Origin of the sequence: Saccharopolyspora mangrovi (genome assembly GCF_035320975.1) — a bacterium.
In the GTDB taxonomy this organism is placed as follows: Bacteria; Actinomycetota; Actinomycetes; order Mycobacteriales; family Pseudonocardiaceae; genus Saccharopolyspora; species Saccharopolyspora mangrovi.
Window position 1 is genome coordinate 14,879 of sequence record NZ_JAWLNX010000040.1, and the last position, 21,148, is coordinate 36,026.

Annotated in this window: 23 protein-coding genes; 11 read left to right on the plus strand and 12 right to left on the minus strand. The window is 69.5% G+C overall.

Annotated elements, in window-relative coordinates; translation table 11 throughout:
• Positions 1 to 259: 259 nt before the first annotated feature.
• The 4 genes from R4I43_RS33115 to lpdA form a co-directional block, all read right to left on the minus strand.
• The gene (locus R4I43_RS33115; RefSeq protein ID WP_324269673.1) at positions 260 to 1,552 is read right to left on the minus strand and encodes a pyruvate dehydrogenase complex dihydrolipoamide acetyltransferase; all 1,293 of its coding nucleotides are present in this window, start codon (positions 1,550 to 1,552) and stop codon (positions 260 to 262) included.
• Positions 1,553 to 1,577: 25 nt separating this feature from the next.
• Positions 1,578 to 2,564 carry an alpha-ketoacid dehydrogenase subunit beta gene (locus R4I43_RS33120; RefSeq protein ID WP_407691356.1) on the minus strand — a complete coding sequence of 329 codons (987 nt, stop codon included), beginning with the start codon at positions 2,562 to 2,564 and terminating at the stop codon, positions 1,578 to 1,580.
• A 147-nt stretch (positions 2,565 to 2,711) separates the two neighbouring features.
• Positions 2,712 to 3,827 (minus strand): pyruvate dehydrogenase (acetyl-transferring) E1 component subunit alpha, encoded by a 1,116-nt coding sequence (pdhA, locus tag R4I43_RS33125; protein ID WP_324269675.1) that lies wholly within the window; start codon positions 3,825 to 3,827, stop codon positions 2,712 to 2,714.
• 24 nt (positions 3,828 to 3,851) lie between these two features.
• Positions 3,852 to 5,312, minus strand: a complete 1,461-nt coding sequence (gene lpdA / locus R4I43_RS33130; protein ID WP_324269676.1) for a dihydrolipoyl dehydrogenase — start codon at positions 5,310 to 5,312, stop codon at positions 3,852 to 3,854.
• 293 nt (positions 5,313 to 5,605) lie between these two features.
• On the opposite strand from lpdA, the gene R4I43_RS33135 reads away from it, so the two are divergent.
• Positions 5,606 to 6,034, plus strand: coding sequence for a RidA family protein (locus tag R4I43_RS33135; protein WP_324269677.1), 429 nt, complete (start codon positions 5,606 to 5,608; stop codon positions 6,032 to 6,034).
• 169 nt (positions 6,035 to 6,203) lie between these two features.
• Here R4I43_RS33135 and R4I43_RS33140 read toward each other — a convergent pair whose 3' ends face one another.
• Positions 6,204 to 7,412, minus strand: coding sequence for a PucR family transcriptional regulator (locus tag R4I43_RS33140; protein ID WP_324269678.1), 1,209 nt, complete (start codon positions 7,410 to 7,412; stop codon positions 6,204 to 6,206).
• Positions 7,413 to 7,718: 306 nt separating this feature from the next.
• On the opposite strand from R4I43_RS33140, the gene R4I43_RS33145 reads away from it, so the two are divergent.
• Positions 7,719 to 7,871 (plus strand): hypothetical protein, encoded by a 153-nt coding sequence (locus R4I43_RS33145; RefSeq protein WP_324269679.1) that lies wholly within the window; start codon positions 7,719 to 7,721, stop codon positions 7,869 to 7,871.
• Here R4I43_RS33145 and ligD read toward each other — a convergent pair.
• Positions 7,868 to 8,863, minus strand: a complete 996-nt coding sequence (gene ligD, locus R4I43_RS33150) for a non-homologous end-joining DNA ligase (protein WP_324269680.1) — start codon at positions 8,861 to 8,863, stop codon at positions 7,868 to 7,870. The genes R4I43_RS33145 and ligD overlap by 4 nt on opposite strands.
• Before the next feature lie 155 nt (positions 8,864 to 9,018).
• Here ligD and R4I43_RS33155 point away from each other — a divergent pair, with 155 nt between their 5' ends.
• The 5 genes from R4I43_RS33155 to R4I43_RS33175 all read left to right on the plus strand — a co-directional run bounded on the left by R4I43_RS33155 (position 9,019) and on the right by R4I43_RS33175 (position 11,968).
• The gene (locus R4I43_RS33155) at positions 9,019 to 9,765 is read left to right on the plus strand and encodes a DsbA family protein (RefSeq protein ID WP_324269681.1); all 747 of its coding nucleotides are present in this window, start codon (positions 9,019 to 9,021) and stop codon (positions 9,763 to 9,765) included.
• Positions 9,762 to 10,388: a vitamin K epoxide reductase family protein gene (locus R4I43_RS33160; protein ID WP_407691357.1), complete on the plus strand. Its 627-nt coding sequence runs from the start codon at positions 9,762 to 9,764 to the stop codon at positions 10,386 to 10,388. The genes R4I43_RS33155 and R4I43_RS33160 overlap by 4 nt, the downstream gene beginning before the upstream one ends.
• Positions 10,389 to 10,487: 99 nt before the next feature.
• Positions 10,488 to 10,928: an ATP-binding protein gene (locus R4I43_RS33165; protein ID WP_324269682.1), complete on the plus strand. Its 441-nt coding sequence runs from the start codon at positions 10,488 to 10,490 to the stop codon at positions 10,926 to 10,928.
• Positions 10,925 to 11,731 carry a SigB/SigF/SigG family RNA polymerase sigma factor gene (locus R4I43_RS33170; protein WP_324269683.1) on the plus strand — a complete coding sequence of 269 codons (807 nt, stop codon included), beginning with the start codon at positions 10,925 to 10,927 and terminating at the stop codon, positions 11,729 to 11,731. The genes R4I43_RS33165 and R4I43_RS33170 overlap by 4 nt, the downstream gene beginning before the upstream one ends.
• A gap of 87 nt (positions 11,732 to 11,818) precedes the next feature.
• The gene (locus R4I43_RS33175; RefSeq protein ID WP_324269684.1) at positions 11,819 to 11,968 is read left to right on the plus strand and encodes a hypothetical protein; all 150 of its coding nucleotides are present in this window, start codon (positions 11,819 to 11,821) and stop codon (positions 11,966 to 11,968) included.
• Between the two features lie 92 nt (positions 11,969 to 12,060).
• Here R4I43_RS33175 and R4I43_RS33180 read toward each other — a convergent pair whose 3' ends face one another.
• On the minus strand, positions 12,061 to 12,378 hold the full coding sequence (locus R4I43_RS33180; RefSeq protein WP_324269685.1) for a M23 family metallopeptidase: 318 nt from the start codon (positions 12,376 to 12,378) through the stop codon (positions 12,061 to 12,063).
• Between R4I43_RS33180 and R4I43_RS33185 the strand changes: the two genes are divergently transcribed.
• From R4I43_RS33185 to R4I43_RS33195, 3 genes are all read left to right on the plus strand, one after another.
• Entirely contained in the window at positions 12,365 to 12,508 is a 144-nt protein-coding gene (locus tag R4I43_RS33185; protein WP_324269686.1) for a hypothetical protein, read from the plus strand. The two genes, R4I43_RS33180 and R4I43_RS33185, sit on opposite strands and share 14 nt — an antisense overlap.
• A gap of 48 nt (positions 12,509 to 12,556) precedes the next feature.
• Positions 12,557 to 12,691, plus strand: a complete 135-nt coding sequence (locus tag R4I43_RS33190) for a hypothetical protein (RefSeq protein WP_324269687.1) — start codon at positions 12,557 to 12,559, stop codon at positions 12,689 to 12,691.
• Positions 12,692 to 13,607: 916 nt separating this feature from the next.
• Positions 13,608 to 14,513, plus strand: a complete 906-nt coding sequence (locus tag R4I43_RS33195; RefSeq protein ID WP_324269688.1) for a sulfite exporter TauE/SafE family protein — start codon at positions 13,608 to 13,610, stop codon at positions 14,511 to 14,513.
• 257 nt (positions 14,514 to 14,770) lie between these two features.
• Here R4I43_RS33195 and R4I43_RS33200 read toward each other — a convergent pair whose 3' ends face one another.
• The gene (locus R4I43_RS33200; RefSeq protein ID WP_324269689.1) at positions 14,771 to 15,940 is read right to left on the minus strand and encodes an NAD-dependent epimerase/dehydratase family protein; all 1,170 of its coding nucleotides are present in this window, start codon (positions 15,938 to 15,940) and stop codon (positions 14,771 to 14,773) included.
• A gap of 141 nt (positions 15,941 to 16,081) precedes the next feature.
• Here R4I43_RS33200 and R4I43_RS33205 point away from each other — a divergent pair, with 141 nt between their 5' ends.
• Complete coding sequence (locus R4I43_RS33205; RefSeq protein ID WP_324269690.1) at positions 16,082 to 16,540, plus strand: GtrA family protein; 459 nt, start codon at positions 16,082 to 16,084, stop codon at positions 16,538 to 16,540.
• Here R4I43_RS33205 and R4I43_RS33210 read toward each other — a convergent pair.
• The 4 genes from R4I43_RS33210 to R4I43_RS33225 all read right to left on the minus strand — a co-directional run bounded on the left by R4I43_RS33210 (position 16,509) and on the right by R4I43_RS33225 (position 21,138).
• Positions 16,509 to 18,788 carry a glycosyltransferase family 2 protein gene (locus R4I43_RS33210; RefSeq protein ID WP_324269691.1) on the minus strand — a complete coding sequence of 760 codons (2,280 nt, stop codon included), beginning with the start codon at positions 18,786 to 18,788 and terminating at the stop codon, positions 16,509 to 16,511. The two genes, R4I43_RS33205 and R4I43_RS33210, sit on opposite strands and share 32 nt — an antisense overlap.
• The gene (locus R4I43_RS33215) at positions 18,785 to 19,732 is read right to left on the minus strand and encodes an NAD-dependent epimerase/dehydratase family protein (protein WP_324269692.1); all 948 of its coding nucleotides are present in this window, start codon (positions 19,730 to 19,732) and stop codon (positions 18,785 to 18,787) included. The genes R4I43_RS33210 and R4I43_RS33215 overlap by 4 nt, the downstream gene beginning before the upstream one ends.
• A 132-nt stretch (positions 19,733 to 19,864) precedes the next feature.
• Positions 19,865 to 20,299 carry an SRPBCC family protein gene (locus R4I43_RS33220; RefSeq protein WP_324269693.1) on the minus strand — a complete coding sequence of 145 codons (435 nt, stop codon included), beginning with the start codon at positions 20,297 to 20,299 and terminating at the stop codon, positions 19,865 to 19,867.
• 8 nt (positions 20,300 to 20,307) lie between these two features.
• Complete coding sequence (locus tag R4I43_RS33225; RefSeq protein ID WP_324269694.1) at positions 20,308 to 21,138, minus strand: phosphoenolpyruvate hydrolase family protein; 831 nt, start codon at positions 21,136 to 21,138, stop codon at positions 20,308 to 20,310.
• Between the last annotated feature and the right edge of the window lie 10 nt (positions 21,139 to 21,148).

Here is a 21,148-nt window from a genome sequence, read left to right on the forward strand (position 1 = left end):
CGGAAAACGATAGGTAGATCACTGAATTGGCAGAACCAATGGCGATGGGTAGTCAGCAAAGAAACCCGGTCGGCGGTTGATCCGATCCGCGAGCAATTGTTAATCGCGCGCGAAAATGAGTGTTCCTACTCAGTTGCCAAGCATTTTCGGAATGCGAAGCGGCCGTTGCCGACTACCCCCAGAGGTCGGCAACGGCCGCTTTCGAAAAGGCCGCGGGCCCGGGAGGCGTTCTCCCGGGCCCGCGGCGGTGGAGAAGCGATCAGGCGATGATGCGGATCGGGTCCTCCAGCAACGAGGTGAACTGCTGCAGGAACGCCGCGCCGACCGCGCCGTCGACAGCGCGGTGGTCGGCCGACAGCGTCACGCGCAGGATCTTGCGGGCCACGAACTCGCCGTCGCGGACCTGGACCTCGTCGCGGGCCGCACCGACGGCCAGGATCGCCGCCTCCGGCGGGTTGATCACCGCGCTGAACTGCTCGATGCCGAACATGCCCAGGTTGGAGATCGAGAAGGTGCCGCCGGACATCTCGTCCAGCTTCAGCTTGCCCTCCCGCGCCCGACCGGCCAGCTCGCGGCTCTCGGTGGCGATCTCCGAGACGCTCTTGCGGTCCGCGTCCTTGACGACCGGCACCACCAGACCGCCCTCGATCGCCACCGCGACGCCGAGGTTGATGCGCTTGTGCTGCAGCATCTTGTCGCCGGCGAAGGAGACGTTGACCGACGGGTTGGCGCGCAGCGAGGTCGCCACCGCCTTGACGATCAGGTCGTTGACGCTGACCTTCGGGCCACCAGCGGCCTGCAGCCGATCGTTGAGGCTCGCCCGGAACTCCAGCAGCTCGGTGACGTCGATCGCGCTGGTCAGGTAGAAGTGCGGCGCGTTCTGCTTGCTCTCCGTCAGGCGCTTGGCGGTGACCTTCCGGATGTTGGACAGCGGGATCTCCTCGACGTCGTCGCTGACGACGGCGGGAGCGCTGGCCTGCGTGGCCGGGGCCGCAGCCGGCTCGGCAGCGGCCGGAGCCGCCGACGCGGCGGCCTCGATGTCGGCGCGGATGATCCGCCCGCCGGGCCCGGTGCCCTGCACCGCGCTCAGGTCGACGCCCTTCTCCTTGGCGACGGCCTTGGCCAGCGGCGAAGCCTTCGGCTTGCTCCCGGACTCGGCCGGGGCAGCGGTCTCGGCCGGGGCAGCGGTCTCGGCCGGGGCAGCGGTCTCGGCCGGGGCAGCGGCCGGAGCCGGGGCCTCGGGCTGCTCCGCAGCGGCTGGCTCGGCGGCGGGAGCGGGAGCGGCGGGTGCCGAGGCCGCCTCGGCGGCGGCGCCGGAACCGTCGCCCAGCACCGCGATCGGCGTGCCGATCGGCACCGTCGTGCCGGCCTCGACCAGGATCTTCTCCAAGACCCCGTCGTCGTAGGCCTCCAGCTCCATGAGGGCCTTGTCGGTCTCGATCTCGGCCACCACTTCGCCGCGCGCGACCTTGTCACCGACCTGCTTGTGCCAGTTCGCGATCACGCCCTCCTCCATGGTGTCGGAGAGCCTCGGCATCTGAATGTCAGTCATCGTCTTCCTCGGGTGAGCACGGGACTCAGCGGCGGCGGCCCACCGCGTCCAGGGTCTGGTGAACAGCGGTGGTCAGCGACTCCGCGGACGGCAATGCGGCACGCTCCAGCGGCTTGGCGTAGGGCAGCGGCACCTCGGCCGCCGCGACCCGCCGCACCGGGGCGTCGAGGTAGTCGAAGGCACCGTCGGAGATCGAGGCGGCGATCTCCGCGCCGATGCCGTAGGTCAGCCAGTCGTCCTCGGCGACGACGGCGCAACCGGTCTTGCGCACCGACTGCACGACGGTGTCCCGGTCCAGCGGGCGCAGGCTGCGCAGGTCGATGACCTCGGCGTTGATGCCCTGCTCGTCGTGCAGCTTCTCGGCGACCTGCTGGGCCACGGTGGCCATCCGCGAGTAGCCGATGATGGTGATGTCGGTGCCCTCGCGGGTCACCTTCGCCTTGCCGATCTCGGCGGGCTCCACCACGTCCGGGACCTCGCCCTTGGTGTTGTAGAGCGCGAGGTTCTCCAGGAACAGCACCGGGTCGTTGTCCCGGATCGAGGCCAGCAGCAGCGCCTTGGCGTCGGCGGGCGTGCTCGGTGCGACGACCTTCAGGCCCGGCACGAACGCGTAGTACAGCTCGATGTTCTGCGAGTGGGTGGCGCCCAGCTGCTGTCCGCCACCGCCGGGGGTGCGCAGCACCATCGGAACGCTGGTCTGGCCGCCGAACATGCCGTAGATCTTGGCGGCGTGGTTGACGATCTGGTCGAGCGCGATCAGCGAGAAGTTGATCGTCATCAGCTCGACCACCGGGCGCAGGCCCAGCATCGCGGCGCCGACCGCCGCGCCGACGAAGCCCTCTTCGGCGATCGGGGTGTCGCGCACGCGCTTCTCGCCGAACTCCTCGAGCAGGCCGGCGGTGATCTTGTAGGAGCCTTCGAAGACTCCGATCTCCTCGCCGATGAGGAACACGTCCTCGTCGCGCCGCATCTCCTCCTGGAGGGTGTCGTGCAGCGCTTGGCGATAGGTCATGAGTGCCAAGGGAATTTCTCCTGACAGCGGGAAAAGCGGCCCAGGACCGGAATTCCTCGTGTGGCGTCGAGGAATTCCGGTCACCGGGTTGCGATACGTGTGGCGGGGTGTCGCAAAAACCGCAAGGGGACTTGAGGAATCGACCCGTCAGTTGTGGACGAACAGCGGGTCGGCGGGCAGCCGTCGCGAATCGTTGGCGACCGGCGTGGCGTAGGTGTAGTCGAAGAGCGTCTCGACGTCCGGGTGCGGGCTGTCGTCGGCGAAGGCCACGGCGGCGTCTGCCTCGGCCTGCGCCTTGGTCTCGATCTCGACCGCGGCGTCCTCGTCGAGGATGCCCGCCGTGATCAGCTCCGCGCGGAAGTTCGCGACGGGGTCGGCCTGCTTGGCCTTCTCCACCGACTCCTCGCTGCGGTACTTGGCCGGGTCGACCACCGAGTGGCCCTTGAGCCGCTCGCTGACCAGTTCCAGCAGCGCCGGGCGACCGGTCTCGCGGGCCTGCTCGACCAGCCGGGACGCGGCGTCGCGGACCGCGAGGACGTCGTTGCCGTCCACCCGCTCGCCGTGCATCCGGTAGGCCGAAGCGCGCTTGTAGAGCTCCGACTCCGCCGAGGACTTGTCGACCGTGGTGCCCATGCCGAGCTGGTTGTTGACCACCACGAAGATCACCGGCAGGTTCCACAGCGCGGCGATGTTCAGCGCCTCGTGGAAGGCACCGATGTTGGTGGTGCCGTCGCCCATCTGGCACATCACGACCTGGTCGCCGGAGCGGTAGTCGATGGCCAGCGCGGCACCGGTGGCCAGCGGGATCTGGCCGCCGACGATGCCGTAGCCGCCGAGCAGACCGGCTTCGACGTCGAACATGTGCATCGAGCCGCCCCAGCCCTTGGAGGTGCCGGTGGTGCGGCCGTAGAGCTCGGCCATCACGCGGCCGGGCTCGATGCCCTTGGCGATGGCGTAGCCGTGCTCGCGGTAGTTGGTGAACAGCAGGTCCGTCTTGCGCAGCGAGCGCATCAGGCCTACTACGGTCGCCTCTTCACCGAGGTTGAGGTGGCAGTAGCCGCCGATCTTGGCCTGCGTGTAGCCCTGGGCGGCGCGCTCCTCGAATCGGCGGATCAGGGTCATCTCGTAGAAGTAGTCGCGCAGCAGCTCGGGCGATTCGCCCGAGAAGCGGCCGCGCTCTCCGGCCCGCGCCGAGGTGCTGCGCCGCGTCTTGGCCGCGCCGGTGCGCGTGGACGGCTTGCTGCGGGTGGCTGTCTGTGCCATCGCGGATCCCCTTTTCTCTTGCCTCTAGCGCTTCTTGGGCGGTGCGACGTGGACCGGCAGGCCGAGCGCGTTCATCGCGGCCTCCATGCCGACCTCGCCGAGGGTCGGGTGCGCGTGGATGGTCTCGGCGAGCTCGTCGAGAGTGGCTTCCAGCGCCATCGCCAGCGCGCCTTCGGTGATCAGGTCGCTGGCGGAGTGGCCGATGATGTGCACGCCCAGGACCTCGCCGTACTTCTTGCCGGCGACGATCTTCATGAAGCCCTCGGTGTCGCCGTAGCTCTGCGCGCGGCCGAGCGCGGCGAAGGGGAACTTGGCGGCGATGACCTCGTGCCCGGCGTCCTTGGCCTGCGCCTCGGTGAGGCCGACGGAGGCGATCTCCGGGTGGGTGAAGGTGGCGGCCGGGATGACGTTGTAGTCGATCGCGGCGTGGTGCCCGGCGATGGTCTCGGCGGCGACGACGCCCTGGTGCGAGGCGACGTGCGCGAGCAGCGCCTTGCCGGTCACGTCGCCGATGGCGAAGACGTGCTCGACGTTGGTGCGCAGCTTGTCGTCGACGGTGATGAAGCCGCGGTCGCTGGTGGCGACACCGGCCTTGTCGAGGTCGAGGCTGGCGGTGTTGGGCTTGCGGCCCACGCCGACCAGGACGTAGTCGGCGTCGATCTGCTGCGGCTTGGCGCCGTCCACGGTGACCTTCAGGCCGTCTTCGCCCTGGTCGACGCGGGAGACGGTGGCCTCGGTGAGGACCTTGATGCCGCGCTTGGTGAACGAGCGGCCCAGCGCCTTGCCGACCTCGGCGTCCTCGGCCGGGACGAGGGTCTTCTGCATCTCGATGATGCTGACCTCGCTGCCCAGGGTGGAGAACAGCGTCGCCCACTCGGCGCCGACCGCGCTGCCGCCGATGATGGCGATGCGCTTGGGGACCTCGGTGAGGCCGAACGCGCCGTCGGAGGTGATCACGCCGGGCAGGTCCGCGCCGGGCAGCGGCAGCTGCACGGGGACCGAGCCGGTGGCGATGATGACGTCGGTGGCCTTGACCTGCTCGATCGGCTTCGCACCGGTCGGCTCGGCGGCGTAGCGGGGGCCGTCGGCGCCCAGCGGGGACTCACCGGTGGCGTAGACGTCCACGGTGGTCGGGCCGGTGAAGCGGGCGTGGCCGTTGATGACGGTGACGCCGTTGCCCTTGAGCAGGCCCGCGACGCCGTCGGTCAGGCCCTTGACGACGCTGGCCTTGCGGCGGGTGATCGCGTCGTAGTCGACGCTGACGCCCTCGACGTTCACGCCGAAATCGGCGGCGTGCAGCACCGTTTCGTAGACCTCGGCGGAGCGCAGCATGGCCTTGGTCGGGATGCAGCCCCAGTTCAGGCACACACCCCCGGGCCGCTCCTTCTCCACCACGGCTACCGAGAGGCCGCGCTGCGCGGCCCGGATCGCGGCGACGTAGCCACCGGGGCCGCCGCCCACAACCAGAAGGTCGAACTCCTGCACTTCGCTGTGCTCCTTTGAACGCACGCGCCGAATTACCGAAGACCCGAGAGCGGGCCGTTCTTACCCAGAGTGTCGTGAGCACGACCACTTCGGCGCTATGCCCAGCCGCCCAGACTTCAGGACGACCGACTGTGCACTCCGCACAGCACATGCCGTGACGGGCACAACACGTGCTCGTTCGGTCACCGAAGGCGTCCGCGATCCCGATCACATGCTGAACGCTTTCAGGCACAAAACCCCAGCGCCTGCGGTTACGCCCTCCACCTGCGAAAAGAACCCAAAATTTTCCAACTATGCCCACTGCACAATCGCCGCGTCGTAACCTGAGGGACGTCACGGAGCGACGCACGATCTCCAGCGGCTCGACCTTCGAAGATCAGATCGGGTACGCGGGCGCCGTGATCGACGGCGACCGCGTGCACGTGGCCGGCACGACCGGCTCCGACTACACCGCCATGACCATCTCGGACGACGTGGTGGAGCAGACCGAGCAGTGCATGCGCAACATCGGCGGGGTGCTGGCCGAGGCGGGCTGCACCCTCGCCGACGTGGTCCGCGTCCGCTACTTCCTGCCGAACCGCGACGACTTCCCGGCCTGCTGGCCGGCGCTGCGCCGCCACTTCGGCGAAACCCGCCCAGCGGGAACCATCCTCATCTGCGACCTCATCGACCCCCGCATGAAGATCGAGATCGAGGTCGAAGCCCGCCGCACGACCGCGTAGGACGCGTCGAGTTCCGGGATCACGGATTACCGCCGTGATCCGCGCCCCGATTACCGCCGTAATCCGTTACCGGAATACGGCGGTAATCCGTGTTCCCCAGAACCGCCTCAATCCGCGGCCGGAAAAGCGCCGTGTTCGGGATGCGTCGAGACCTGGGCGGGTGGCCGGGTCAGCTCTGCTGGTCGTTGCGGAGGTCGAGGGTGGAGAGGGCGAGGGAGAGGGAGACGTAGGCCGTGCGGCCGTGGAGGGGTTGGCCGATGAGGGTGGTGACGCGGTGGAGGCGGTTGAGGACCGTGTTGCGGTGGCAGTGCAGGCGGACCGCGGCGTTGGCCGTGGAGCAGTTCTCCTCCAGCCAGGCCGTGAGGGTGTCCAGGAGCATGTCGCGCTCCTTGACCGGCAGGGCCAGGACCGGGCCGAGCTGGGTTTCCAGCAGCCGCTGCGCCAGGTCCGGCGACTGCACCAGCAACGCCTCCGGGAAGCGCTCTTCGAGCGTCACCAGTTCCGCCGCGCCGTGCGGCGAGGTGCCCAGCGTGGTGAGGGCGAGCTGGTGGGCGAGGCCGATCTCGGCGAGCCCCTGCACCTTCGGTGAGACCGCGACGCGGGCGCGGGCCAGCGGCCGCAGCGCGTCCAGCGCCAACTCCGCGGGGTGGTGCTCGAGGGCGATCAGGCCGACGAGCGAATCCGCGCGGACCTGCCAGACCGAGCGGAAGTGCAGCGCCGCCAAGGCTTCCGAGTGCCCGCGCAGCGCGAAGGCGCCGTCGTCGGCCATCTCCGCGACCACCACCAGGTACGCGCCGCCGGTGGGCAGGTCGAGCTCCTTGGCGGTGCGCTGGGCGAAGGCGACGTCGCGGGCGCGACCGGCCAGCAGGTCCTCCACCAGGGCGTGCCGCCGCTGGTCGTCGCGTCGCAGCCGCTCCAGCTCGGTGCTGCGGTAGAACGTCGACAGCGTCGACGACAGGCCGTCGATGACCCGCCAGATCGAGGTGGCCACGCCCAGCACCGCGTCCGGGTCAGCACCGTCGCGGTGCGCCTGGTCGACCAGCGCCTCCCACACGACGCGCCCGCCCAGCCGGAACGTCCGCAGCATCACCTCCAGTGGCACGCCCTGCTCGGCTCGGCGGCGGCCGATGGCCGCGGCGACGTCGTCGTCGCGGTCGGAGATGTCGACCTCGCCGCTGAGGATCTGCAGGATCCGCTCCAGGTACTGGCGGCAGCCCTCCCACAGGTCCTCCCGGGGAACCGGCCGGTAGTCGGTCCACTCGGGGTTGTCGGTGAAGATCGCGGACATCAAGCGCTCGGTGAGCGCCGGGACGTCGTCCAGCCCGGCTTTGGCCAGCGCGTGCGTCACGTTGGGGAGATCGGCAGGATCGGCTACCACGCCCTGCAACGATACCGGTCAGAGCGATGCGGCGAGGCCACGAGCACAGATCTCCCCTTCCGGGAGCCACCGGTCGCCCGTGATTCCGGAGCGTGACCGACCGATCACCCTTTGCGATCTTTCGGGTGATCCACTAGGGTCGAAACGCCTTCCGCGCCAGGATGTTCCGCGTCACACGAGGAATTGTGGCGACGCCGCTAACGTTGCCCCTGCCTGCGGCGACACCTGGTGTGGGACGCCGGCTCCGGCGTCCGCCGAGAACCTCGACTTCACCTTCCAGCACGACATTTCAGGGAGAGCAGCGCCATGCAGAGCAACAGCCGCACGATCGTGTCGGTTGTAGGGACGGTTTCGATGGTCGTGCTGACCGTTCTGCTCGCGGTGTCCAATCCCCCGACCGATACGGGCCAGCACATCCAACCCGCCGCGAACCAGGCCCCGATCGTCGAGAGCCGCTAAGCCTCGCGGCGGACGTCTCGGGCCGGTTTGTCGTTGCGCAGGCCGGAGAACCTGGGGTGCCGGAGCTTGCCGTCGTCGGTCCACTCGCTGAACCCGACCTCGGCGACGAGCTCCGGTTCGGCCCAGTGCGCGCCCGGTTCGCGGACCTCGTCGACGAATGGTGACGCCGTGCGGGACCGCTCGTCGAGCTTCCCCCGCAGCTCGCGCAGGGTCCGCTCGTCGTAGCCGGTGCCGACCTTGCCCGCGTAGCGCAGACCGGTGCCGTCGTAGTAGCCGACCAGCAGCGCGCCGAAGCCGGACCGCGAACCCTTGGGATCGGTGTAGCCGCCGATCACGAACTCCTGGCCGGACACGCACTTGAACTTCAGCCAGTCCCGGCCGCGCCCAGAGCGGTAGGGCTGATCGGCCCGCTTGGCGATCAGCCCTTCCCAGCCGCGCGCGCACGCCTGCGCGAGGAACTCCACGCCGTCGCCGTTGCGGTGCCTGCTGAAGCGCAGCGGGTCGGTGAACTCGAAGCACTCGTGCAGCAGCCGCTTGCGGGTGCGCAGCGGCAGGCCGGTCAGGTCCACGCCGCCGAAGGCGATCAGGTCGAAGACGTAGTAGTGGACCGCGACCCCGGTGCGTCGCGCGGTGGTGGCGTCGGTGAGGTGCATCCGCTTCTGCAGCCTGGCGAAGCTCGTCCGGTCGCCTTCGAAGGCCACCACCTCCCCGTCGACCACGAAGCTCGACGCGCCCTGGGCGGCCAGGGCGTCGGCGATCTCCGGGTAGGAGGCGTCGACGCGCTTGCGGTTGCGCGACCACAGCTGCGGCTCGCCGCCGTCGGCTCCGGCGATGAGCCGCACGCCGTCGAGCTTGCGCTCGTAGATCCAGCTCTCGTCGGAGAACTCGTGCCGGGTGAGCGTGGCCAGCTGCGGCGAGTGCCACGTCCCGCCTGGCCAGGCCCGCAGCGCGGCGCGCGAGTCCTCGTCGAGCATGCCTGCCGGATCGGTCACGCGCGCCAGCATCACCCCTGGCCGGATCACCGACAAGCTGAGAGCTCGCTGTGAAGGTGCTGTGAGTGGCACCCCGCAGAATTTCTCGACCGGGTGAATGAGCGAGACTGTTTTGGTCGGTTCCCCTCACAAACCGCCGAAGGTGAATGCGCACGATGTCGAAGAACCAGAACCCGGTGACCCAGAAGAGCGGGCTCTCCACCAACGTCATCCTGACCGTCGTGGTGGTGGTCGTCGCAGTGGTGGTGATCGGTGGTGTGCTGCTGTTCAACCGCAGCGGTGACGGCGGCAGCGGCACTAGCGCTTCGCAGCCCCCGGTGGCCGCCGAGGTGCTGCGCAAGCCCGACAGCAACGTGCTCACCGAGACGCCCGGCGCCAAGGTCACCGTGGTCGAGTTCGTCGACTACCAGTGCCCGGTGTGCCAGAACTACTACTCGCAGTTCATGAAGAAGATCGAGGCCGAGTACGCGGGGCGGATCACCTTCGTCACCCGCAACTACCCGCTCGAGATGCACCCCTTGGCGCAGCAGGCCGCGCGCGCGGCCGAGGCGGCGGCGCTGCAGGGCAAGTACAAGGAGATGTACCACGCCCTGTTCGACAACTGGGCCCAGTGGGCCGTCGACGGCCAGGAGGCCAGCAGCGACGAGGCCGAGGCCACCGCGCACTTCGAGCAGTACGCGCAGCAGATCGGCCTGGACGTGAACCGCTACAAGCAGGACGTGGTCTCCCCCAACGTCCAGTCCAAGATCGACCGCGACGTCGCCGACGGCAACGCCGCCAAGGTGAGCGGCACGCCGACGATCTTCCTCAACGGCCACCAGTTCGAGCAGGGCAACGCGCAGACCTTCGGCGAGGTCGAGCAGAAGTTCCGCGCGCAGCTGGACCAGGAGCTGGCGAAGTGACCGCCGCCCACGCCGTCGAGCCGGCCACCTCCGACGCGCAGCCGTCCGCGGCCCCGCCGCGCGGCCTGGCGTGGCTGTACGTCGTGGGCGGCGCGATCGGGTTCATCGCCGCGTTCGCGCTGATCGTCGAGAAGATCGAGAAGATCTCCAACCCCGACTACGTGCCCTCGTGCAGCCTCAACCCGATCGTCTCCTGCGGTTCGGTGATGGACAGCTCGCAGGCCGCCCTGCTGGGCTTCCCGAACCCGCTGATCGGCGTCGCCGCGTTCCCGGTGGTCATCACCGGGGGCGTGGCGGTGCTGGCCGGGTTCCGGCCGCCGCGCTGGTTCTGGGTGGGCATGCAGGCCGGGACGACGCTGGCCGTGGTGTTCATCCACTGGCTGATCGTGCAGAGCCTCTACTCGATCGGCGCGCTGTGCCCGTACTGCATGGTCGTCTGGGCGGTCACGATCCCGCTGTTCTGGTACACGACCCTGCACAACCTGCGCGAAGGCCACCTCGGCGGCGGCCGCTCGCTCGGCGCGGCGCTGAGCCGGTTGCACAGCGTGGTAGTCGTAGTGTGGTACGTCGTGATCGTGGCTCTGATCCTGCAGCGCTTCTGGGACTTCTGGACGAGCCTCTGACCGGCCGTCCGTTTGCACGATCGGGGTCACGGGTACCAGGTAACCGCAAGGGCAGGTCACCGCGAGTGAACGCCGCTCCGAGACGAGGTGGTCGGCGAAATGAGCGTGGAACGCGAGGTCGCGCAGGTCGAGCCTGCGACTTCCGCTCCCAACCAGGTCGAGGTCCGGGTCAGGGCTGAACCCGGGCAGCTGTCGGTGATGCGGGCCGTCGTGGGCGACTTGGCGATGCGCGCCGACCACGACGTCGACTCGATCGCGGACCTGCGGTTGGCCGTGGACGAGGCGTGCTCCTCGCTGGTGCGGCTGGCCGCACCGGAAGCCACCCTGGTCTGCCGGTTCCAGTTGATCGGTGACCGGCTTTCCATCTCCGCAGAAGTGCGCAGCAAGGACGATTTCGGGCCCCGCAAGGACACTTTCAGCTGGCGCGTGCTCAGCGCCCTGGCCGACGCTGTGTCAACCTCGGTCGAGTCGGATCCCACTGCCGACGGCAGTCACCTGGTGCGGATCGAGTTGACCAAGGGACGGACGGCTCAGGTGTGAAACGGGCGGATTCCACTCAGTCGCGCAACGAGCGCTACGAGAGGCTGGCGCCGCTGTTCGGCGAGCTCGCGAAGCTGGACGAGAAGGATCCACGACACGCGGAACTGAGGGACAAGCTGGTCACCGAGCACATGCCGGTGGCCGAGCACATCGCCCGGCGCTTCAGCCACCGGGGTGAATCCCAGGAGGACCTCACCCAGGTCGCGGTGCTGGGCCTGATCAACGCGGTCGACCGCTTCGACCCGGAGCGCGGCGTCGACTTCCTCTCCTACGCCGTGCCGACGATCATGGGCGAGGTCCGCAGGCACTTCCGCGACACCGGCTGGGCGGTGCGGATGCCGCGTCGCCTGCAGGAACTGCACCTGTCGGTCTCGTCCGCGATCGCCCGGCTCTCGCAGGAGCTGGGCCGCGCCCCCACCCCCAGCGAGCTGGCCAAGCACCTCGGCATCAGCACCGACGAGGTCTACCACGGCCTGGAAGCCGGCAACGCCTACCGCAGCGCGTCGCTGGACGAGCTGCTCACCGACACCGACGAGATCCCGCTCGGTGACGCCATCGGCTCCGACGACGCCGAGCTGGCCGAGGTGGAGAACCGCGAGATGGTCCGGCCGCTGCTGGAGGAGCTCCCCGAGCGGGAGCGCCGCATCCTGGTGATGCGCTTCTTCCGGGGCATGACCCAGACGCAGATCGCCGAGCAGGTCGGCATCTCGCAGATGCACGTCTCCCGCCTGCTGTCGCGGACCCTGGTGTGGCTGCGGCAGCGCCTGGAGGACGACGCGCACGCTCCGCAGCCGACGGAGTGACCAAGATGAGTAGAAGAGCGGAGTTCCCGCGCCGTCACGTCGGCTAGCGTTGTTCTTGATCGAGGCAGAGCAGCCTAGGGAGGACACATGGGTGTGCGAATCGACCTGGCCAGGCTCGCGGGCAACACCGACCACCCGGACCGGTCGGCGGACGAGCCGGTGACGACGCGTCGCCCGTTCCCGCTCGCACGCCTGCTCCGCCGCAAGGCGGAACCGACCGGCAGGACCGGCTCCTGATGTGGTCAACCGCCCGGGGCCTGTCGGGGGAGTCGGACCCCGGGCGGTCGCTCTGTGGGGGGCACCGCGCGGAGCTCGGTGCCTTCCCGGTCTCAGGCGACGTCGATGCCGCGCTCGCGGAGCCAGGGCAGCGGGTTGATCTTGGTGCCGTCCTCGTGGACCTCGAAGTGCAGGTGAGGACCGGTGGACTGGCCGCGGTTGCCCATCGTGGCGATCTGCTCGCCGGCACCGACCCGCTGGCCTTCCTCGGCGACGATGGTGTTCACGTGGCCGTAGACGGTGACCGTGCCGTCGTCGTGCTTCACGCGAACCCACATGCCGAAGCCGCTGGCCGGACCGGCGTCGATGACCTCACCGGGCGCCACCGAGTAGATCGGGGTGCCGATGCTGTTGGCGATGTCGATGCCCATGTGGCTGCTGCCCCAGCGCGACCCGAAGCCGGAGGTGTACCGGCCTTCAGCGGGGCTGTGGAAGCCGGCGGCCTTGCGCGCCTTCTCCTCGGCGGCCCGCTGCGCTTCGGCCGCGGCTCGGGCGGCCTGAGCGGCCTGCTGGCGGGCGGCCTCTTCGCGGGCGATGCGCTCGGCCTCGATGACCTTGGCCTTGGCCAGGTCCTGCGCTTCGGAGCGGGCCGGGACCTGCGACTGCAGCAGTCGCGCGGATGCCGGGCTGTTCTGGGTTCCGGTGATGGCGGTGCTCAGCTTCTTGACGTTGGCCAGGGGCTGAACGTCGCGGTCCTGCTCGGAGCCGGGGGGGGGGGGGGGGGGGGGGCGCCCCCCCCCCCCCCCCCCCCGCGCCTCCGGCCACCACCGCCGCCACAACCTTGTTGCGGAGCGGAAGACCGGCTGTCGGGGGTCGCCGGTCCTCCTTGCGATGCTTGCCCATCACTACCTTCCGTCGGGGGACGGTCCGGTCACTCCCGCGTCGGGGGTGCGGGCAAGAGCTCCTCGGGGAAAGAGATCTCGTCGTGATCGAACCGTGACGTGCGGACCAGAACGTAGCTGACAGTCACGGCAAGCCGCAACCGATGGATCACCCATCAGACGGTTCACCCACTCGTGCCGCACAATTTGTGACTTTCAGTGATCACTCAAGATCGCCGTTCGGTAACGCCCGAGATCGACCCAGCCGCCCGACGACGCGATCGCCGACCGGCGGTGCAGGCAGCGGGGCGGTTCATGATTCGAACAGTTCGTGCAGGTCATGTGGACGATCAGGGCTAGATCACCAAGGCCCGCAACAGCAACCGGGCGGAACCCCCGAGCTAGGTGGTCCACAGTGGACTCCCGTGCTCCGATGACGCGCTGGAGCCGGCACAAGATCAGATCGGGTGGAAAGTGTCCTTCGACACAAACGCCCCTCGAACGGCCTAGTGAGGCTTCCCGCACTCTGGGAGGCTCTGCCACTCGAACGCGCGATCTGTTTGACTGTCCCCATGACGCCCGGTGATCAGTGGCGGCTGCTGTCGCAGCGCCTCCACGTAGACCTGCGCCGCGTCACCTCCGCACGGTGTCGGCGCTCGCGCTAGTCCTCCTCGCGCTGGACCCAGCCGCGCCCGCCCGTCCGCACCCTCTTCACCCATCCCCGCCACGAGACCTCGCGCCGCGAACTCGTCGCGCCCCGGATCCCGTACGGAGACATCGTGCAAGCATTCCTGATCTTCGCGATCGGTGGTTTCGTCGCGCAGCTCGTCGACGGCTCCCTCGGCATGGCCTACGGCGTCACCTCGACGACCATCCTGCTGACCGCCGGCCTCACCCCGGCGCTGGCCTCGGCGTCGGTGCACCTCGCCGAGATCGGCACCTCGGTCGCCTCCGGCGTCTCGCACTGGAAGTTCGGCAACGTCGACTGGAAGATCGTCCTCACGCTGGGCGTTCCCGGTGCGATCGGCGCCTTCCTCGGCGCCACCGCGCTGAGCAACGTCTCCACCGAGGCCGCCGAGCCGTGGATGTCGACCATCCTGCTGGCGCTGGGCGTCTACGTGCTGCTGCGCTTCGCCATCCGCCCGCTGCGCCGCCGCCAGCTCACCGGCGTGAGCCCCAAGCTGCTCGCACCGCTGGGCCTGGTCGCCGGCTTCGTGGACGCCACCGGTGGCGGCGGCTGGGGCCCGGTCGCGACCCCGACGCTGCTGAGCACCGGCAAGGTCGAACCGCGCAAGGTCATCGGATCGGTTGACACCAGCGAGTTCCTGATCGCCGTCGCGGCGAGCCTGGGATTCCTGTTCTCGCTGGCCGACCAGAAGCTGTCCTGGATGACCGTGGGCGCCCTGCTGCTGGGCGGTGTGGCGGCCGCGCCGCTGGCCGCCTACCTGGTCCGGATCGTGCCGATGCGGCTGATCGGCGTCGGCGCGGGTGGTCTGATCGTGCTGACCAATGCGCGCACGCTGATCAAGGCCTTCGACCTCCCGGCCCCCACCCCCACGGCGATCTACGGCGCGATCGTGGTCGCCTGGGTCGCAGCACTGGCCTACACCATCCGGGTGATCATCAGCGAGCGCCGCGAGATCGAGGACCTCGAAGAGGATGCCCCGGCGGCCGCGCGGAGCTGAATAGCAGTTAACGGTTCCGCCCAGGACCAACCCGTCCCAGGGCCCGCAGGGCGTGGCCGGACCGGGGCGGAACCGTCAACTCGCCCAACCGAATGCGCGGCACTTGTTAACCGGCGTTCACGTCGGGTTTCAGGTTTACCCACGTGCCGTATCGCCGAGATCATCCCAACGAGCTAATGTTCGAACCTGCCGCGTGGAAGCCCCCCGACACGCGGTAAGGCGCCCCGGGCCGAACAGCCCGGGGCCACCTTCTCGCCCTACTCCTCCTCGCGGAGCGGGTTGCTGGCCTTGCGCCAGTTCACGGTGGGGCGCATCGCCGAGAGGTCGACGCGGTGCTTGTGCTTGTCGGCGACCGCGAACAGCGACTCGATGAGCGTGTTCGACAGCAGGTGCGGCTGCAGGCCCAGCTCCACCAGACCGGTGTGCTTGACGTTGTAGTAGTGCTCGCCCTGCTCGACGCGCGGGTTGTCGACGTACTCGATCTCGACCTGGCCGTCGAAGTTGTTGGCGATGGTCTTGGCGATCTCGCCGACCGAGTAGCTCTCGGTGATCTGGTTGAACACCCGGAACTCGCCGCGGTCGGCCGGGGTCTCCGCGGCCAGCCGGATGCACTCGACGGTGTCCCGGATGTCGATCATGCCCCGGGTCTGGCCGCCCGGCGAGTACACCGTCAGCGGGTGACCGAGCACGGCCTGGATGACGAACCGGTTGAGCACGGTGCCGAAGATCGCGTCGTAGTCGAAGCGGGTCGACAGCCGCGGGTCCCGCACCGTCTGCGGGGTCTCCTGCCCGTAGACCACGCCCTGGTTGAGGTCGGTGGCGCGCAAACCCCAGATGCGGCAGGCGAACTCGATGTTGTGGCTGTCGTGCACCTTGCTCAGGTGGTAGAAGGAGCCGGGCTTCTTCGGGTAGAGCATCCGGTCGGTCCGCCCGTTGTGGGTGACCTCCAGCCAGCCCTCCTCGATGTCGATGTTCGGCGTCCCGTACTCGCCCATCGTGCCCAGCTTGACCAGGTGGATCTCCGGGTCGATCTCCTGGATCGCGAACAGCACGTTGAGGTTGCCGACCACGTTGTTGTGCTGGGTGTAGACCGCGTGCTTGCGGTCGATCATCGAGTACGGCGCCGCGCGCTGCTCGGCGAAGTGAACGATGGTGTCCGGCCGGAAGTCGGCGATCATCTCGTAGGTGAAGTGATCATCGACGAGGTCGCCGTAGTAGTGCTTGATGGTCTTGCCGGAAACCTCTCGCCAGGCGTCCAGGCGGACCTGCATCGACTCGATCGGCACGAGGCTCTCGACGCCCATCTCGTGGTCGTAGCCCCGACGGGCGTAGTTGTCCGCCACGGCGACTTCGTGACCGCAGTCGGACAAGTGCAGAGCGGTCGGCCAACCGAGGTAGCCGTCCCCTCCGAGGACGAGGATTCGCACGCCTGTCTCCCTCTTTTCAGCCGTTAGTGCAGCGTGAACATCACGCATGCTCTCATCTCTTCCGCACTCCAAGAAGACCACGCATTGCGATCGGTATCGTGCAGCCCAGCACACTTGCGCATGAATTTTCCTGGAGGACACGTGGCGCAGCCGATGATCACCGGCCGTGCTCGTTACTGGCGGTTGATCAGCAGGTTCGCGGCGGCGTCAGCGGTCGCCACCGGCATCAGCCAACTCGTGTTCCTGCTGTCCTACTCGCTCGGCGCCACGCCCGTGGTGTCGACCGTGCTGGCGTGGCTGGCCGGGGCGATCCCGAACTTCGCGCTCAACCGGCGCACCTGGGGCGGCGGTGGCCGCGAGGCGCTGCGCGGTGAACTCCTGCGCTACGGCGCCATCTCGGTCGGCACCGCGCTGCTGGCCGCGGGCGCCACGCACCTCGCCGAGATCGTCGCGACCTCGGCGTTCCCCCACACCCGGCCCGCTCAGGTGGCCGTGGTGTGGGGCGCCTTCATCGGCACCTACGCGGTGATGTTCGTGATCAAGTTCGTGCTGATCGACAAGCTCGTCTTCACTCGCCCACAGCGGCGGGCCGCTCGCTGATCCGCTCCGCGGCCGGAGCCTGCGCGCGAGCACCGCGCTCCCGCCACCAGGTGCCGAGCACGACCTTGGCGTAGCGGTAGCCGTAGCTCAGGCTCGAGCCCTTCTTGCTCTCCCCCGCGCTGCGCGGCAGCATCCGCATCGGCTGCTCCAGCACCCGGTAGCCGTGGCTGAGCAGGCCCACCAGCAGCTCCGAGGACTGGTACTGCGCCTGCTGCAGGGTCACCGAGTTCGGCACCTCCACCCGCATGCCGCGGAAGCCGAACGAGGTGTCGGTGATGCGCTGCCTGGTCAGGGCGCTGACCGTCCACGCGAACACGTAGGTGCCGATGCGGCGGATCAGCGCCGGTCGCTCGTTGCTGCCCAGCCGCCGCGAGCCGGTGACGAAGTCCGCGCGGCCCTCGATCAGCGGTCGCAACAGCTTCGGCAGCTCGGCGATGTCGTACTGGCCGTCGGCGTCGGTGGTGATCACGTAGCGGGCGCCGCGCTGCGCCGCCAGCCGGTAGCCCAGCCGCAGCGCCGCGCCCTGCCCCCGGTTGGTGGGGGCCACGCAGGTGTGGGCGCCGTGCTTGAGCGCGACCTCGGCGGTGCTGTCCTTGGCGCCGTCGACGACCACGAGGGTGTCGACGTCCATGTCGCAGCTGCGGGCCGGGATGGCGTCGAGGACGTCGCCGATCGACTCCTCCTCGTTGTACGCGGCGATGAGCACGACCACCGGCGCGAACCGGTGCTCGCCGTAGCGGGTCGCGTACTCGTCGAGGGCGTCGGAGTCCACCTCGTCGGGGAAGGTCGTCAACATCTGGCTCTCCTCGGAGGGCGTCGATCGGTGTGCGGTGCGGATGGTCTGGGGGCGGCCGAAGATCGCGGTGGCGCCGAGGGCGCCGGCCAGCGGGATGAGCACGAGTCCGGGCAGCTGGTAGCGCCAGGAGAACTCCATGACCGAAGCGGTCAGCAGCGAGGTCGTCACCAGACCGGCGGGCAGCAGCGTCACCGCGCGCAGCCCGCTGCGCCGCGCCCGGCCCGCGCCCAGCACCGCCGCCGTCGCCAGCAGCAGCGCGCCGCCGAGCAGCAGGCCCGGGGTGTAGCCGCCGCCGAGCTGGTAGCCGCGCAGGAACGCGGCGAGCTCGGGGTCGGCGTGCAGTCCGCCGCCGTCGTGGAGCTCGACCCACTCGTGGACGTACCAGTCGGGCGCGAACATCGGGTGGTCGAGCTGGAACTGCCAGCGGTCCAGCGGCACGTCGCCGACGGTCTGGGTCCGGGTGGGCGCGAAGCCCTTGAAGAAGTCGCGGAGCACGCCCTCGGCGATGTCCAGCGGCTGGTTCAGCACGACCTGGCGGGTCAGCGAGCGCTGCGCGGCCTCGACGTCCATGCCCTCGGGCAGCAGGTTGTCGACGTTGGCCTGGACGTCCCACAGGTGCAGGTAGAAGTCGATGCCGAGCTCCTCGCGGACCTCGCGCGGCTCGTCGGGGCACAGCAGCTGCTCCTCGCGGGTCAGCTCCAGCTCGTCGCAGTTCGCCACGACGGCGGCGCGGCCGAACAGCACTCCCCCACCGCCGGAACCGCCGACGCCGAACTTGCCCGCGACGAGCGCGCCGTAGAGGGCGTAGGCCACCACGGCCACGCCGAACCCGGCGACCAGCGCGCCGGTGGCGATCAGCCGGGGACGCCAGCCCCCGCGCGGCCGCAGCCCCGTCGCGAGCAGCACGAACAGCGCTGCGGGCAGCACCAGCGTCAGCCCGACCGAACGCACCATCACCGACAGCGCCAGGACACCACCGGCGATCGCGGCGACCTTGGGCGTGGGCGGGCCCCACCAGCACAGCAGGTACACCGCGACCAGCAGCAGCACCTGGAACAGCAGGTCGGACATGATCAGCTGCTCGATCTGCAGCTGGTAGGCGTCCAGCAGGACCGGCGCGGCGGCCAGCGCGGCCAGCCACTCGCGGACGCCGAAGCGGCGCAGCAGGACGTACACGCCGATGCCCAGGCCGATGCCCAGCAGGTGCTGCACGACGGCGACGCCGGTCAGCCCGCCGATGCCCAGCAGCGGCCACAGGAACCACTCGTAGCCGACCGGGTTGATGCCGCCGGGGTGGAAGACGCCGACGTCGTCGAGGTAGCGGAACGAGTCGATGTAGAGCAGCGCCGGCCGGTAGGCGAGCTGCGTGACGATCCGCAGCACGAGTCCGGCCAGCACCAGCAGCGCCAGCAACCAGTGCCGGCGCAGTGCGCGCGTGAGCGCGGCCGTCACCGCGCTCCGCTGGCGAAGTCCGCCCAGACGGTGCGCAGACCGTCGGTCAGCTCCACCCCCGGCTGGAAGCCGAGCTCGCGCTGGGCCTTGGACACGTCGACGATCACCGCGGGCATCTCGCCGTTCTTGGCGGGCACGTGGGTGACCGGGATGTCGATCTCGGTGGCGGCGCGGACCGCGTCGATGAGCTCCAGCACCGTGATCGACTCGCCGGAGCCGATCACCGCGGTGCCGGTGTACTGCTTGTCCCACGCGGCCAGCACGCCCTGCACGACGTCGTCGAGGTGCACGAAGTCGCGTCGCTGCGCGCCGTCGCCGTAGACCTCGACGCCCTCACCGGCCAGCGCGGCGCGCATCAGGCGAGGCACGAAGCTGTCCTTGTGCCCCATGCCGGGGCCGTAGATGTTGGTGAACCGCAGCGCGCAGGTCGACATCCCGTAGGCGCCCGCGTAGCCGGACAGCAGCATCTCGCAGGCGGCCTTGGTGGCGCCGTAGGGCGTGAGCGGGCGGACCGGCAGCGCCTCGGAGATCGTGCCGTGCCCGATGTCGCCGACCACGGCGTTGGTGGAGGCGAGGATGAACTGCCCGACCTCGCGCTCGCGGGCCAGCTCCAGCAGGTGCTGGGTGACCTCGACGTTGTTGGCGTAGGTCGCGGCGGGCTGCTCGACGGACTTGAGCACCGAGGTGATCGCGGCCAGGTGGACGATGCCGGCGCTGCCGGGCGCGATGGCCCGGTCCCGCACGTCGGCGTCGCGCAGGTCGCCCTCCACGAAGCTCACCAGCGGGTCCTGGAGGGACTCCGGCGGGGCCTGCAGGTCGACGATGGTGACCGGTGTGCCGCGCTCGACGAACGCGCGGACCACGGCGCGGCCTACGAAGCCGGAGCCTCCGGTCACCACGACCCGGTCGGAGTGGGCGATGTCTGCGGGGGTAGGGCTTGGCACGCGCCCGACTCTAACCGGAACGATCCCCCGCCATCCCCGAGGCCTTCACTTTCACGGTTGGCCGGGGAGGGACGTTTCAGCGGAAACCTCCCTCCCCGCACGTGAGGCGGTTTCGGCTGAAACTCCGCTTGATCAGCCCGCGAGGTGCGCCGCTAGTCCTTTCAGACCCGTGGCGTAGACGCCTTGGGCGAAGGTCTTGTCCATCTCGGCTTCGACGTCGGCGTCGGCGTCGAAGCCGGCGGACCACTCCACGAAGCTGCGCCCGGAGTCGGTCACCGGCAGGACGCGGATCGTGGAGCGGTAGCTGCGGACCGGGAACGGGCTGGTCACGAACTCGTAGGTGCAGCTGCGGGCGGCGTCGTCGAGGGCCACCAGCCGCTCCCGGACCTCGCCGCCGTCGCCGAGCTCGAGCCGCCGCACGCAACCGACGCTCGCGGGGTCGCGGCCGTCCTCGATCTCGCTGGAGGCGATCGCCGGGTGCCAGACCGGGAGTCCGTCGAAGTCGCGGACGGCCTCCCACACCTTCTCGACGGGGGCTTCGATGACGGCGCTGGCGTAGCTGCGCATGGCTCCTCCTAGGGCTTGATGTTGGTGAACGCCTTGGTCTGCTCGGTCAGGGCCTTCTCGGTCGGGAGTCGTTCCATGCTGCTGGCGCCGTAGAAGCCGTGGCAGCGCTGGGTTTTCGACAGCACGTAGGCGGCGTCGTCCGGCATCGCGATCGGCCCGCCGTGGCACAGCACCAGGACGTCGTCGCGGACCTCGGCGGCGGCCTGCGACCACTCGTCGATGAGCCGGACGCAGTCGTCGAGGTTCTTGGCGGTCTCCGCACCGATCGCGCCGCCGGTGGTCAAGCCCATGTGGCAGACGATGATGTCGGCACCGGCCTCGGTCATCACCCGCGCGTCGTCGGCGGAGAACACGTACGGGGTGGTGAGCAGATCGGCTTCGCGCGCGGCGGCGACGAGCTCGACCTCCAGCCCGTAGCCCATGCCGGTCTCCTCCAGGTTGGCCCGGAAGGTGCCGTCGATGAGCCCCACGGTCGGGAAGTTCTGGATGCCGGCGAAGCCGAGATCCCGCAGTTCGCGCAGGAAGCGCTCGCGCAGCATGAACGGGTCGGTGCCGTTGACCCCCGCCAGCACGGGCGTGCGCTGCACGACCGGCAGCACCTCGCGGGCCATCTCCACCACGATGTCGTTGGCGTTGCCGTAGGCCAGCAGCCCGGCCAGCGAGCCGCGCCCGGCCATCCGGTAGCGGCCGGAGTTGTAGATGACGATCAGGTCGATGCCACCGGCCTCTTCGCACTTGGCCGACAGCCCGGTGCCCGCTCCCCCACCGACGATGGGTTCGCCGCGCTGGGCTTTGGCGTGGAACTCGCGCAGCAGGTCCGCGCGGTCGAATCCGTTCATCGCCCCTCCA

Excerpts from the sequence above, each read along its gene's own strand:
- R4I43_RS33115 (WP_324269673.1), bottom strand. The coding sequence starts at position 1,552 with ATGACTGACATTCAGATGCCGAGGCTCTCCGACACCATGGAGGAGGGC.
- R4I43_RS33120 (WP_407691356.1), bottom strand. The coding sequence starts at position 2,564 with ATGACCTATCGCCAAGCGCTGCACGACACCCTCCAGGAGGAGATGCGG.
- pdhA (WP_324269675.1), bottom strand. The coding sequence starts at position 3,827 with ATGGCACAGACAGCCACCCGCAGCAAGCCGTCCACGCGCACCGGCGCG.
- R4I43_RS33135 (WP_324269677.1), top strand. The coding sequence starts at position 5,606 with ATGCCCACTGCACAATCGCCGCGTCGTAACCTGAGGGACGTCACGGAG.
- R4I43_RS33145 (WP_324269679.1), top strand. The coding sequence starts at position 7,719 with ATGCAGAGCAACAGCCGCACGATCGTGTCGGTTGTAGGGACGGTTTCG.
- R4I43_RS33155 (WP_324269681.1), top strand. The coding sequence starts at position 9,019 with ATGTCGAAGAACCAGAACCCGGTGACCCAGAAGAGCGGGCTCTCCACC.
- R4I43_RS33165 (WP_324269682.1), top strand. The coding sequence starts at position 10,488 with ATGAGCGTGGAACGCGAGGTCGCGCAGGTCGAGCCTGCGACTTCCGCT.
- R4I43_RS33175 (WP_324269684.1), top strand. The coding sequence starts at position 11,819 with ATGGGTGTGCGAATCGACCTGGCCAGGCTCGCGGGCAACACCGACCAC.
- R4I43_RS33185 (WP_324269686.1), top strand. The coding sequence starts at position 12,365 with ATGTCGATGCCCATGTGGCTGCTGCCCCAGCGCGACCCGAAGCCGGAG.
- R4I43_RS33180 (WP_324269685.1), bottom strand. The coding sequence starts at position 12,378 with ATGGGCATCGACATCGCCAACAGCATCGGCACCCCGATCTACTCGGTG.
- R4I43_RS33190 (WP_324269687.1), top strand. The coding sequence starts at position 12,557 with ATGACCTTGGCCTTGGCCAGGTCCTGCGCTTCGGAGCGGGCCGGGACC.
- R4I43_RS33220 (WP_324269693.1), bottom strand. The coding sequence starts at position 20,299 with ATGCGCAGCTACGCCAGCGCCGTCATCGAAGCCCCCGTCGAGAAGGTG.
- R4I43_RS33225 (WP_324269694.1), bottom strand. The coding sequence starts at position 21,138 with ATGAACGGATTCGACCGCGCGGACCTGCTGCGCGAGTTCCACGCCAAA.